This window comes from Psittacicella gerlachiana (genome assembly GCF_003585965.1).
GTDB classification, from domain to species: Bacteria; Pseudomonadota; Gammaproteobacteria; order Enterobacterales; family Psittacicellaceae; genus Psittacicella; species Psittacicella gerlachiana.
Genome location: NZ_NRJF01000179.1, coordinates 1 through 13,179 on the forward strand (window position 1 = coordinate 1; position 13,179 = coordinate 13,179).

The 13,179-nt window shown below is 32.5% G+C and carries 13 protein-coding genes and 5 tRNA genes; 4 read left to right on the forward strand and 14 right to left on the reverse strand.

Going from position 1 to position 13,179, the window contains the following annotated elements; genetic code table 11:
• The 7 genes from priA to rpsM form a co-directional block, all read right to left on the reverse strand.
• A partial coding sequence (gene priA, locus CKF59_RS05925; protein WP_119535035.1) for a replication restart helicase PriA occupies positions 1–2,542 on the reverse strand: 2,542 nt, incomplete at its 3' end.
• 75 nt (positions 2,543–2,617) lie between these two features.
• Positions 2,618–3,148 carry an inorganic diphosphatase gene (ppa, locus tag CKF59_RS05930; protein ID WP_119535036.1) on the reverse strand — a complete coding sequence of 177 codons (531 nt, stop codon included), beginning with the start codon at positions 3,146–3,148 and terminating at the stop codon, positions 2,618–2,620.
• 238 nt (positions 3,149–3,386) lie between these two features.
• On the reverse strand, positions 3,387–3,755 hold the full coding sequence (gene rplQ, locus CKF59_RS05935; protein WP_119535037.1) for a 50S ribosomal protein L17: 369 nt from the start codon (positions 3,753–3,755) through the stop codon (positions 3,387–3,389).
• Positions 3,756–3,781: 26 nt separating this feature from the next.
• On the reverse strand, positions 3,782–4,789 hold the full coding sequence (locus CKF59_RS05940; protein WP_119535038.1) for a DNA-directed RNA polymerase subunit alpha: 1,008 nt from the start codon (positions 4,787–4,789) through the stop codon (positions 3,782–3,784).
• Positions 4,790–4,822: 33 nt separating this feature from the next.
• The gene (gene rpsD / locus CKF59_RS05945) at positions 4,823–5,458 is read right to left on the reverse strand and encodes a 30S ribosomal protein S4 (RefSeq protein ID WP_119535039.1); all 636 of its coding nucleotides are present in this window, start codon (positions 5,456–5,458) and stop codon (positions 4,823–4,825) included.
• A 40-nt stretch (positions 5,459–5,498) separates the two neighbouring features.
• Positions 5,499–5,891: a 30S ribosomal protein S11 gene (gene rpsK / locus CKF59_RS05950; protein ID WP_119496794.1), complete on the reverse strand. Its 393-nt coding sequence runs from the start codon at positions 5,889–5,891 to the stop codon at positions 5,499–5,501.
• 17 nt (positions 5,892–5,908) lie between these two features.
• The gene (gene rpsM / locus CKF59_RS05955) at positions 5,909–6,265 is read right to left on the reverse strand and encodes a 30S ribosomal protein S13 (RefSeq protein ID WP_119496795.1); all 357 of its coding nucleotides are present in this window, start codon (positions 6,263–6,265) and stop codon (positions 5,909–5,911) included.
• A 509-nt stretch (positions 6,266–6,774) separates the two neighbouring features.
• Here rpsM and CKF59_RS05960 point away from each other — a divergent pair.
• Positions 6,775–7,905, forward strand: coding sequence for a hypothetical protein (locus tag CKF59_RS05960; RefSeq protein WP_119535040.1), 1,131 nt, complete (start codon positions 6,775–6,777; stop codon positions 7,903–7,905).
• Positions 7,895–8,590 (forward strand): uracil-DNA glycosylase, encoded by a 696-nt coding sequence (locus CKF59_RS05965; RefSeq protein WP_119535041.1) that lies wholly within the window; start codon positions 7,895–7,897, stop codon positions 8,588–8,590. The genes CKF59_RS05960 and CKF59_RS05965 overlap by 11 nt, the downstream gene beginning before the upstream one ends.
• An 86-nt stretch (positions 8,591–8,676) precedes the next feature.
• Here CKF59_RS05965 and CKF59_RS05970 read toward each other — a convergent pair whose 3' ends face one another.
• From CKF59_RS05970 to CKF59_RS06000, 7 genes are all read right to left on the reverse strand, one after another.
• A complete protein-coding gene (locus CKF59_RS05970) occupies positions 8,677–9,117 on the reverse strand; it encodes a ribonuclease E inhibitor RraB (protein ID WP_119535042.1) in 441 nt (146 codons plus the stop codon).
• 164 nt (positions 9,118–9,281) lie between these two features.
• Positions 9,282–9,357, reverse strand: a tRNA-Asn gene (locus CKF59_RS05975).
• A gap of 10 nt (positions 9,358–9,367) precedes the next feature.
• Positions 9,368–9,443: transfer RNA gene (locus tag CKF59_RS05980), tRNA-Phe, on the reverse strand.
• Between the two features lie 8 nt (positions 9,444–9,451).
• Positions 9,452–9,527: transfer RNA gene (locus tag CKF59_RS05985), tRNA-Asn, on the reverse strand.
• 106 nt (positions 9,528–9,633) lie between these two features.
• Positions 9,634–9,709 (reverse strand) — tRNA-Asn (locus CKF59_RS05990).
• 10 nt (positions 9,710–9,719) lie between these two features.
• Positions 9,720–9,795, reverse strand: a tRNA-Phe gene (locus tag CKF59_RS05995).
• A gap of 246 nt (positions 9,796–10,041) precedes the next feature.
• Positions 10,042–10,308 carry an HP0495 family protein gene (locus tag CKF59_RS06000; protein WP_119535043.1) on the reverse strand — a complete coding sequence of 89 codons (267 nt, stop codon included), beginning with the start codon at positions 10,306–10,308 and terminating at the stop codon, positions 10,042–10,044.
• Between the two features lie 337 nt (positions 10,309–10,645).
• On the opposite strand from CKF59_RS06000, the gene CKF59_RS06005 reads away from it, so the two are divergent.
• Entirely contained in the window at positions 10,646–11,866 is a 1,221-nt protein-coding gene (locus tag CKF59_RS06005; RefSeq protein ID WP_281270080.1) for a transglycosylase SLT domain-containing protein, read from the forward strand.
• A 132-nt stretch (positions 11,867–11,998) separates the two neighbouring features.
• Positions 11,999–13,078, forward strand: a complete 1,080-nt coding sequence (gene serC / locus CKF59_RS06010) for a 3-phosphoserine/phosphohydroxythreonine transaminase (protein ID WP_119535045.1) — start codon at positions 11,999–12,001, stop codon at positions 13,076–13,078.
• Positions 13,079–13,179 lie beyond the last annotated feature (101 nt).

The window sequence follows — 13,179 nt, forward strand, 5'->3', positions numbered from 1 at the left end:
ATACCTGATTAACCTGTTGCAAGATTTCACTACGTAAGTTTCTATCCTCAACAATAAAATCTACAAGATATTTATGCAATCTATTTTGTTTACCTAGATCATTCAGGTTTAAAGAAAATTTTATATCTCTTTTTAATTTTACCATAAATTCATGAATGGTTTTTCTTAATAGTTGCATTATCTCTTGTATTAAATTAAAAGCTAACTCTTGATCTAAATGACGAATTGCCAAATAAGCTTGATATGTATAAGGAGGATAATGAAGATTTTTGCGTATATTCATATAAATATTAGCAAAATTAAAATAACTCAAAGTTAGAAGGTCATGATAAATCTTTTCATGTGGCATTCCTGTTTGCAATACTACTGTACCAGGCTTATTTTCTCTTCCCGCTCTTCCTGCAACTTGCACATATAACTGAGCTAATCTCTCTGCAGCTCGATAATCATCACTTAACATTAACCCATCTATATTTAATAAAGCTACCAAAGTTACATTAGCAAAATGATGCCCCTTGGCAATCATTTGCGTTCCAATTAAAATCGATCCTTGAGTATTATGAGCTTTAAGGAGATTCTCTTCGAGTTGTTGAGAATTTTTTGAGGTATCTCGATCAATACGAATCACTCTATCAGCTCGATATAATTGTCCACAAATTTGCTCAATTTGTTCAGTTCCTATACCTAAGGGTACGAGCATAGATGAATTACAACTTGGACATGATTCAGGTAAATTTGAAAATCTAACCCCACAATAATGACAATGTAATTCATGACGTCTACGATGATAAGTTAAAGGACGATCACATTCTGGACAGAGAAAAATATATCCACAAGTATCACAAACTAACTGAGTTGCAAAACCACGACGATTTAAAAATAAGAGAATTTGATTATCTTTTTCTAATTCTTGAATAATTAAATTCCATAAAGAGGTGGTAATTCCAGCTTTATTCAACAAGGCTTTCTTATCATTAATTCCCACAAACTCTTGAGTTCTAATATCGAGAATTATCGTTTTATTTTCAAACTTAGCACTTGCTCGGCGAGAAAGTACTAGGTGTTGAAATTTTCCTAGTTCTAAATTATACAAACTCGTAAAACTAGGAGTTGCCGATCCCATAATAATCGGAATATTTAGCTTTGAAGCTCTTAAAATAGCTAAGTCTCTTGCATTATAGCGAAAATCATTTTGTTGTTTATAAGATGAGTCATGTTCTTCATCCAAAATAATACAGCCTAAGTTTTGCATTTGCGTAAAAATAGCAGATCTCGTCCCAATTAAAACTCCCACCTCTCCTTCTTGACATTCAGCAATTATCTGATTTTTTGCTTCATCATCTATATTAGAATGAATAATATGGATTTTTACATTAAAACGATTCTTAAATCTATTTACCGTTTGCGGAGTAAGTCCAATTTCAGGAACAAGAACTAAACAAGATTTACCTTGTAGCAAATAATATTCAATAAGTTGTAAGTATACTTCGGTTTTCCCTGACCCCGTAACCCCATCTAATAAATAGGTAGCATACCCTGAGTTATTTACTACTTGATTATATGCTTCACGCTGTTGTTCATTTAAAACTAACTTATTGCTGAGGTTGATTAAATGACTTTGTTTTTGTTCTTGAGATAAATAGCTTATGGCGGAAAACCACTTTACTTGAGCTTGATGATAGGGAAGAAAATTAAAGAGTTTACATGAAATAACTAATTGCTTAACTTCTAAATAGCCATTATCCAAGAGCATTTTATAAGACTTGGTATTATGATTAACTACCGCAAGAGAGCGAATTATTTCAGAAACTAACTCATAATCTACAGGATCTAAAATCAAAGTTTGCTCAGAGTTATCCTCTAGATTATAGAGTTTAGCTAACTTTTCTAAAGTAAAATCCAAAGCTAAAATTTGAAGCACTATTTTGAGATTTGCTAGATTTAACTCTAACTCTTTAAATCTAGGTTTAAACTCCTTAAAACCTTGCTCTTCTAACTTAGATAATAACTTTGCCGATATAAGATTATATACTGATTTAAAATATTCTACCGCACTTGCAATATCTCGTAAATTAGCTAATTCCTCAATATGTTCAGCAGTTAGCAAATAGTTAGCTTCAATAAATGAATATAAATCCTCTGATACTTCTAAAAACTCTTTTAAAAGAGCTTCTAAACGGTCGTTAAATTTATAACGTAACAGATATAGACTTGAAACTTTAGGAATTGCATTGCGATACAAAGGTGGTAAAGCGGTGAATAAAGTATTACCTAAACTAGATATAAAATAATTACTTGCAAACTTTAATACTTCAAATAATTCTGTACCAAAATATTTTTTATTTGCAATATGATTTACTAGTTTTATTTTCTGAGGATCTAAATTAGGTTCAACGTTAACTCTTACCACCACAGCATGTGTATTTCTACCATTAAAATTTACATACACTACTCCCCCAACTTCTACCTCTCCCATCTCAGGAGAAACTTTATAAGTATAAATTTGATGGAGATTTACTGGGATCGCAACTTCGATAAACATATGATGATTTAGCTTAAGACAATTTAGTTAGATACAAAGAAAAGCGAGAGTTTATCTCGCTTTTGATTTATTATATTATTTATTGTGATAACGATTGTAGCTATCAAGGATTTCTTTTTCTGCAGAAGCTTTATTTTCCCAAGCTTCAACTTTAACCCATTTACCTTTTTCAAGATCTTTATAATGTTCGAAAAAGTGTTTTGTTTGCTCTTTTAAGTACTCAGGGAAATCTTCAACATCTTGAATATCTTTGTACATAGGAGCGATTTTTTCATGAGGTACAGCTAATACTTTAGCATCAACGCCTGACTCATCAGTCATTTTTAATACCCCAACTGCACGACAACGAATTACAGCACCGTGTACTAATGGGAAAGGAGTTAACACTAATACATCTACAGGGTCACCATCTAATGATAAAGTTTGGTTAATAAAACCATAGTTTAAAGGGTAAACCATTGCTGTACCAATAAAACGATCACAGAATAAAGCACCAGAATCTTTATCTACTTCATATTTTACTGGGTTAGTATATGCTGGAATTTCAATAACAACGTTAAAATCGCTAGGTAAATCTTTACCTGCAGGAACTTTTTCTAATAACATAAAAATCCTTATTTATATTAATACCAACGAGATATTACAGCTATATTATACCACTAAAATCAAAAAATCCTCAATAAATACATCCCCTTAACTCTAACTAAATACACTTTTTTGCTTTAAATTAAAAAATTCACTCACAAATATACTCATCCTCAAATTCTCATAGAGAGAAAAATATTTAAACATAAAAAGAGGCTATGCAATGCATAACCTCTTTTTATCTTTTTGAATATTTTTATTATTTAGCTGATTTTTCAACTAATTCGATAACTGCCATAGGAGCAGCATCACCTGCACGGTAACCACATTTAAGGATACGAGTATAACCACCGTTACGCTCTTTAAATAATGGACCTAATTCGTCGAATAATTTTTTCACTGCTTCTTTATTGTTACCTAAACGAGCAAATGCTAAACGACGGTTTGCAGTAGTATCTTCTTTAGCTAAAGTGATTAAAGGTTCTACGTATCTACGTAGTTCTTTAGCTTTAGGTAAAGTAGTTTTGATAATTTCGTGTTCTACTAAAGCAATAGTTAAGTTACGGAACAACGCTTTACGGTGCGCACTATTGCGGTTTAGTTTACGACCAGTTTTTAGATGGCGCATCTATTAAAACTCCTAGTAAGCTGAACTTAGTATTTAAGTTCTGCTGGTGGCCAGTTCATTAGACGAGTTCCTAATTGTAGACCGTGATTTTTAAGAATATCTTTAATTTCATTTAAAGACTTACGACCTAAATTAGGTGCTTTTAATAACTCAACTTCACTTCTTTGAACTAAGTCACCAATGTAACGAATGTTTTCTGCTTTTAAGCAGTTAGCTGAACGTACAGTTAACTCTAAAGCATCAACAGACTCTAATAAAATAGGTTCAAATTCAGGTTTTTTAACAGTTGGTTCTGCTTGTTGTTCAATAGCTTGAAGATCAACAAAAGGAAGTAGTTGTTGGTGTAAAATTGATGCTGCATGACGAATAGCGTCTTCAGGATCAATAGTACCATTAGTTTGTAAAGTAATAGTTAATTTATCATAATCGTTTGATTGACCATGACGAGCATTAGCTACTTCATAGTTAACTACTTTTACTGGAGCAAATTTTGCATCTAATAGTACAGTTTTAGAGCCTAAAATATTAATTTTAGCTTCTACACCTTTTTCGCGACGATCTCTAGCTGGTGAATAGCCAGTACCAGTCTGAATGCGTGCATGAATACGAATTTCAGCTTTAGGAGAAGTTAAATGACAAAGAACTAAATCTTTATTAATTACTTCAACTCCAGGTTGTGCGATTACATCGCCAGCTCTTAAAGCACCAACACCTTTTTTCTCGAACTGAACTACAACCTCATCCATATCATCAGCAAGTTTAACTGCTAATTCTTGGAAGTTCAGAAGAATATTTAACACATCTTCTTGAACGCCTTTAATTGTATCGTATTCTTGCTGTATACCTTCAATACAAACTTCGGTAACAGCTGCACCAGGCATCACAGATAAGAGGATACGACGTAAACTGTTTCCTAAAGTATGTCCAAAACCACGCTCTAATGGTTGTAATGAAACTTTCGAAAAATATGGTTCTGCATACTCTTCAATGTCAATCGTGGATGGAGTAAGAAGTTTAGTACTTTTTGATTCCATAAAATCCTCTACTTGATATTTAATTCAGACTAATTATTTTGAGTATAACTCGATAATTAACTGTTCATTGATAATGATATCAGCTGGGATTTCTGAGCGTTCTGGAGCTGCTTTGAAAACACCTTCCATTTTATCAGCATCAACATCTAACCATGTAGCGCTTAAACGGTTTTTAGCTAATTCAAGAGCTGATTTAATACGCACTTGTTTTTTAGCTTTTTCACGGATAGAAACAACATCGCTAGCTTTTAATTGATAAGAAGGGATGTTTACTACTTTACCGTTTACTAAAACGCTTTTGTGACTTACTAGTTGACGAGCTTCAGCACGAGTTGCTGCAAACCCCATTCTGTAAACTGTATTGTCTAAACGACTTTCTAATAATTGTAATAAGTTCTCACCAGTATTACCTTTTAAGCGGTTAGCTTCAAAATAGTAATTACGGAATTGACGCTCTAAAATACCATATAAGCGACGAACTTTTTGTTTTTCACGTAATTGATTACCGTAGTCTGATAAACGAGCTCTACGAGCACCATGTTGACCAGGTGCAGTTTCTAAACGACCTTTCTTTAATTTATTTTCTAAACCACGTAAAGATGATTTAAGGAATAAATCTGTTCCTTCACGACGGCTTAGTTTTACTTTAGGTCCTAAATATCTTGCCATTTTATGCTTTCTCCAATATTTCTACCGATAACGTTGTTAATTAAATACGACGTTTTTTCGGAGGACGACAACCGTTGTGAGGGATAGGTGTAACATCAACAATGCTAGTAATTTTGTAACCAGCTGCGTTTAACGCACGAATTGTTGATTCACGACCTGGACCAGGTCCTTTTACACGTACATCAAGATTTTTTAAGCCGAATTCTTTACATTTTTCAGCTACACGTTCTGCTGCAACTTGACCAGCGAATGGAGTAGATTTACGTGAACCACGGAAACCTGAACCACCAGCTGTTGCCCAAGCTAGAGCATTACCTTGACGGTCTGTGATAGTAACGATTGTGTTGTTGAAAGAAGCATGAATATGAGCTACACCATCAACTACATTCTTTTTAACACGTTTAGCACGTGTGTTACGAGCAGGATTAGCCATGTTACTTTATTCTCCGATTATTTTTTAATTGGTTTAGCAGGACCTTTGCGTGTTCTAGCATTAGTCTTAGTACGTTGACCACGTACAGGTAAACCACGACGGTGACGTAAGCCACGGTAGCAACCTAAGTCTGTAAGACGTTTGATGCTCATGTTAACTTCACGACGTAAGTCACCTTCTACAGTGAATTTAGCAACTTCAGCACGTAACTGATCGATTTGTTCTTCAGATAATTCCTTGATCTTAGTGCTTGGTGCGATACCTGTAACTTCACAGATATGTTTTGCACGAGTAGCACCAATACCGTAGATTGCTGTTAAAGCAATTACAGCGTGTTTTTGATCAGGAATGTTAACGCCTGCAATACGGGCCATTTGCACTCCTAGAGTATTTGAAAAGCTATGTATCTTGAAAAGCCCGTTTCAGGATACTCAAAACATAGCTTTTAGTAAAAAATAAAAAACAGCATTATCAAAAAAGAATAATGCTTCCATAAAATAAACTATTTGTTGACTCAGCGATTGCGGTTCAGGTGGATTGCTCACTTTATAACCTAATTACCTGCATGCTTTATTAAAAAGAACCAGCTTGCTACCAAATAATAAGCAAGTAATAATATATAAATTACTTATATTTATTTTGGATTTATAACAATTTAAAAATTCTTCTGTCGAGTCAACCGCTACATTATAGCACATTCAAATTAATAATTGTAGTCTTTTTTAATAATTTTTTCTCTTTCATGATTATTGCTTTCTTTCTTCGAAAAAACCCTTTGGTATTTGACTTAACCTGACTCTTGTTAATCTAACTAAATTTAACACTTAGTGCTATAATCAAAAGAAAATACTTTCAAACCTTTTTAAATTTAAAAGTTATATTTATGCTTGGATTCTTAAAGAAAATCGTTTCTTCTCTAAAAAACGATACTACTAATAAGGAAGAAAATCTTCCCCCTATTATTGCTAAGAAAAATAAAAGCTTTTCCGAACATCAGCAACTAGAAGCACAAATCTCTAATCCTCAAGAGAATTTACCAACTCTAGGTACAGAGCATTCTAGTTTTGAGATCTTTCTTAAAGAGAGTTCTACTTTTAATTACCATATTTCTCACAACCTCTTACAAAATCATCGTAATCTATCTTTAACTCAATTCTTTGATTTAATTGTAGCCTATGGAAAAGAATATGACCTCTTTAGTAATCATATTCTACATGAGGAACATAATGAACAAGAATCTCGCTTCTTATCTTTAGCTAATGCAATTTCTTTAACTTTTAAAGAAAATCTATTTGATGATCATGGAAATATTAATGATAAAGCTTTAGTTATTATCGACTTCTTCTTAAATGACATTCTCTATAATCATCCCGAACTTCAACTCGAATGCATTCAAGCTCAGGATATAGAAAAAATTTTAGAAGATCACTTTGACAATATCTCTACAAGTAGTTTTTTTAATTCTTTTATAAAGCCTAAATATTACCCAAACTTAGTAAACCTACTTAATAAGGATATAGATGGATTATTAAACAAAGAAACTACTTTTTTTGATAAGCGATTACCTTTTTTAATTTTGGTCGATCTCTTACGTAAAGCTACTTTCTTACCATTAAGCTATCATGAGCTACTTATTGAGTTCTTTAATAACTACATCGAAAAGCCTCAAGATAGCATGCACTTTCAACAGCTACGTAGAGACATTATTGTCAATGAAAAGCCATTCATGCAGCTTTTAATTACTGAATATTTAACCTTTAAAGCTTATGAATTTAATTTAACTTCGAAATCATATTTTACCGATCGGCAAGCTATTAAATCCTTTAGGAAGAAAATTAGCTTACAACCTCTCTACCTCTTTGCATATATTATTCTTGCAAGGAGAAAGACTAAATCAGAACATATTTTCCTACAAGAAAAAGACATTCTCCTCTTAAATCATGTAGCTTACCTTTGTGAAAGCAAAGTAGATTTTAAGAAACTTTATTTTTATTTAAAAGAAAATGGCTTATAAAGATAACATAAATCTTCTTAGTTTAGAAGTACAAAAACTAAATGCAAGTTGGTATGATCTAGGAAATTTCTTGGAAACTTCAGGACTACTTTCAAAGATCATTGATCTTTACGGTATAGATTCCAACACGGTAAGACCATTATTACCTGATTTATTCAATGCATTTAACTTACCCTTAAATAAAGTTAAAGTAGTAATCCTCGGGCAAGATCCTTATCCTTCAGATCATGCCCATGGTTTTGCTTTTAGCTCAGCTTCTAAAGAACAAACTCCTAAAAGCCTACAAAACATGATCAAAGCGATTAAAATTGATTTGGGTCAAGACTATTTACCTAATATTATAGGCAAAGGAAATTTAATTAATTGGGTAAAGCAAGGTGTTTTTCTTCTAAATACCCGTCTTACTGTAAATGTAGGCAATCCCTTAGATCCTATGCACGACATTTGGCAAGAATTTATTCTCCAAGTTTTTAATCGACTACAACAAAGAAAAAATATTGTTTACTTACTATGGGGTAAGCATGCTCAACAATATGCTAAATTTATAAATCCTGCAGAAAACTTTATTATCACTACCAGTCATCCCTCTCCATTAAGTGCTCATCGTGGTTTTTTTGAAGCTAATTGCTTTCTCAAAACCAATGAATACTTAATCCAAACTGGACAAAATCCAATAAACTGGTAAATATGAAAAAAGAGAGCACAATTGGCTCTCTTTTTTCATATTTCATATTACACTTTTAAAATCTTATCTTATTTAAAAGCATATGCTTATTCAATGATATCACTTGGAGTCCAGTAAACCGGATCTACAGTTTCATCATCTTCCCCTGTTTCAATGAAAGTTCCGAATAATCCATATTCAACTTCATTATTAGGGAATTTCTCTACTAGATTTAAAATATCTAAAATATCTGTAACAATAAGTTCTTTATCATCTAAAGTACTTTCAACTACAACATCAAGATTCCAACAGCCTTCAGGATAAACCACTCTGTCGTTCTCATCTAAGAACTCACCTTCGATAAACTCTGGCTCGTCACATTCAAAATCAAGCTTTGCAGCTGCCGCAATAAAGTCTTCGATATGCTTATCAGATTTAAATAAAATGTGATGCAAGAAGATATGTGGCAATTCAGGTTTAGTTCCAGCATTTTTAAGCTCGACAATAGTTGAATCAATTAATTCTTCAATGACAGCTTTATCGTACATGATATTGACCTTTAAATTAGTAAATATAAAAACATTAATGATTTCGTTATTATAACATAATAACTCAATGCACAAGAATTTATTATAAAAAAAGAGAGCTACATGAGCTCTCTAGTAATTAAAATACATAAGTTACAAATCATTATTTGCAACATATTAAATAATGGCTCCTCCTGCTGGACTTGAACCAGCGACATACGGATTAACAGTCCGCCGTTCTACCGACTGAACTAAGGAGGAATAAAAACAATGGTGCCTCGAGCCGGAATCGAACCAGCGACACAGGGATTTTCAATCCCTTGCTCTACCGACTGAGCTATCGAGGCAAGAAAAATGGCTCCTCCTGCTGGACTTGAACCAGCGACATACGGATTAACAGTCCGCCGTTCTACCGACTGAACTAAGGAGGAACAAAAAACTTACGTTAAGTTGATAAAAGTTTATTTATCTTAGTTAGGTATTCTAATATTTAACTAAGACAAATTTATCAACCTACTATAATATGTAAAAGAAAAGTGGCTCCTCCTGCTGGACTTGAACCAGCGACATACGGATTAACAGTCCGCCGTTCTACCGACTGAACTAAGGAGGAATAAAAACAATGGTGCCTCGAGCCGGAATCGAACCAGCGACACAGGGATTTTCAATCCCTTGCTCTACCGACTGAGCTATCGAGGCAAAATAAAACCTTGCAGCTTAACTAAAAGTACGATATCTTCAGTGTTTTGTTATCGTCTTCCTTTTTGCTACGTGGTATATTATGCACCATCAGACATCTAATGTCAACAACAAAAAATAAAAAAGTTTTTAAGTATTTGTTTTTTAGAAGAGCATTTACGAGATAAATTTGATAAAAAATAAAAAATAATTCTAAATAATCTCTAATATTATCTTTAATTAAAGAAAAATTTAAGCAAATAAAGCCTAAATTACCATTAAAACACTTTCTACTTGAGAAAACTTAACGTATAAATCTTCCATATGTTTTGCATCAGCTACCTCTAAGGTAACTGAAAAAGAAATATACTTACCGGTTTTACTTTCTCTAGTCTCAATTTGAAAATCAGCAATCTTACTTTCTTCCATAATATTGCGAATTCCTTTATCTATAGCTTCTTCATTTGCTCCAACAACTTTAAAACTTACTTTTGCTGGAAAGCTCATTAACTCGGGAATTTTTGTACCTAACATATTTATTTTTCCTTTATTTGATTTTTTCTATTATTTTACCTTAATTTTATTAAATAAAAATGAATTATTTTAAATCCCATTTCTTCACCGTTACTTCTTAGATAACTATGTAAATAATAATTGATATCTTTACGTAAAATTGACAATAAGAGTATATCTTTGTGATAAAATGCAAACTTATCACTATTACTCCCCTTACTTAAGACAAGGGCTGATTTTAATTTAAATAGATATGATTAAGAAAATTCTTAAAAATTTTTTAACAATACTTTTTCTGACTTTTTTCTCTTTTTCCACTTTAGCTAAAGCTAATGAAAAAGAAGTATTAAAAGTTGGAATGGTAATGTCTCCAAACTATTTTGTTCAAGATAAAGAGGCTACAATTGGTTTAGATTATGAGATTTTAAATGCTTTTGCTCAAAAACAAAATCTAACTTTAAAAATCAAAGTTTACCCTTCCTTATCAGGGTTAGCTAAGGCCTTAGAAAATAACGAGGTGGAAATTGTCGCAGGCAATTTAAATGATTATTTTCGATTTTTAAAGAAGTCTTACCAAACAGTTCCATATTTAACTGAAAAGCTTACAATTGTCGCTTACCATGCTACTCCTGCCACAACTGTAAGATATCCCACGGCAAGTAATTTAATTTATCAAGCAGCTGGAGCAGATTATCGTCAACTCATTCCTTTAAAGGTTAATGAAACAGATTTAAATATTTTCGGCTTATTTAAATTAGTAGCTAATAATAAAAGCTACCAAAATAATAAAGTAAGATATATTGTTGCGCCTGAAAATAAAGCTAAAGCTTTACAACAACTCTATCCGACAACCATTATTTATGAAGCAAAAGATAAAGCTGGAAAAACTATTGATTTAAAAAATGTTTTTTACATTAAAAATCCAGATCTCTTAAAAAGTGTGAATAACTTTTTAACTGACTTTATCAAAACTAAAAGCTTTGCAAATATTAAGTACAATAATCTAAATGCTTTAGAGATTTATCATCGAGAAGAAAGTAGAGTATTTATAAACAATATGCAAACTAAATTTACAAAATATAACTCCCTCTTTGAGAAATACTCTACAGAAATGGATTGGCGTTTAGTAATGGCTGTAGGTTATCAGGAATCTCGCTGGACACCTGATGCCGTGAGCCCATGGGGACCTAGTGGCTTTATGATGTTAACTAATGCAACAGCCAAGGCTCTTGGAGTTACAAATAAATTAGATGCAACCCAATCTATTACCGAAGGTACTAAGTTACTGATGAAGTTTCGCAACAACTTAACCAAAGAAATTACAGGTTACAATAGAGATATGTTTGCAATCTCTAACTATAATCAAGGAATTGCAAAAATAATCGATGCCCGCACTTGGTTACGAAAACATAACCTAAATCAAAACTCTTGGGTGGTTTTAGCTCAAAACTATCCAGCTATGAGTAACCAACCCCATAAATACGGTAAAATCAATGGTAAACTAGCTTCCGAATATATCATTAACATTCGTAAGTGGTACTATATGATCGTTAACTATATTCACTTTTACCGTTTCTAAAATAGACTTAATTTATAATCTCTAAGAGGAAGTTGTAATCCAACTTCCTCTTTCTTTTATTTGTCTCTACTCTTAATTATTCTTTTTGTGCTATGATATTTCTTAGATCAACACTTTTATAGGTTTATAAACATGAAATTTTATAACTACTCTGCAGGTCCTTCTGCTCTATTTCCAGAAGTGGTAGAACAAATTAAACATGAATTAGGCAATTGGCAAAATACTCATAGTTCAGTGTTTGAAATTAGCCATCGTGGTCCTGAATTTATGAAATTTGCTAAAGAAATGGAAAATACTTTCCGAGAGTTACTCCAAGTTCCTGACGATTATGCGGTATTATTCCTCCAAGGTGGAGGACGTGGTGCTTTTGATGCCGTACCTCTAAATCTACCCCTAAAACATAAAAGAGCTTTATATCTCACTTCAGGGCACTGGTCTCGTCAACCAGCTCTAGAAGCTCAAAAATACCTTGAAGTAAAAACAGCAGAATTAGTTGATAAAAACTTCCAGCAAACAAAAATCGACTGGACGGAAGAAAGTAAAGATTGCGATTATGTACACTTTACCTCAAATGAAACTGTAGAAGGTATTGAAAACTTCAATCCTCCTAAAGTTGCTCCAGGTGTATTAGTTGTAGCTGATATGAGCTCAGATATTTTATCTCGACCAATTAATGTAAATGACTATGATGTTATTTATGCAGGGGCTCAAAAAAATATCGGTTGTTCAGGTGTTACTGTTTATGTAGTAAGAAAATCTCTTTTAGGTCATGCGAGCAAAATTTGCCCTGCGATCTTAAATTGGGAAACCTATCACAACTCAGACTCTTTATTTAATACTCCAGCTACTTTTAGTTGGTATACTTGCGGTTTAACTTTTAAATACTTAAAAGATACTTTCAAAGATTTAGCAAATTTAGAGCAAGTTAATATCAAGAAAGCTAGCAAACTTTACGCATACCTTGATTCTGAAGACTTTTATCAAAATAAAGTTCCACAAAATTTACGCTCTCGTATGAATATTTCATTCAACACTCCAAATGAGGAGCTAGATGCAAAATTTGTACAAGAAGCAAAAGAAGCTGGACTTTATTACTTAAAAGGTCATAAAGTAATAGGTGGCTTAAGAGCTTCAACTTATAATGCGATCCCTGAAGAAGCTGTTGATCAGCTCATCTCTTTTATGAAAGTTTTCGCAGATAAGTACAAATAGTAACTAGATTCTTTTATTGTAGTTTTTTATTTTACCTATATAATATATAAGACTATTTATTATTTAACTACCAAATTTAATTTCAAGTTAATATGAACTTA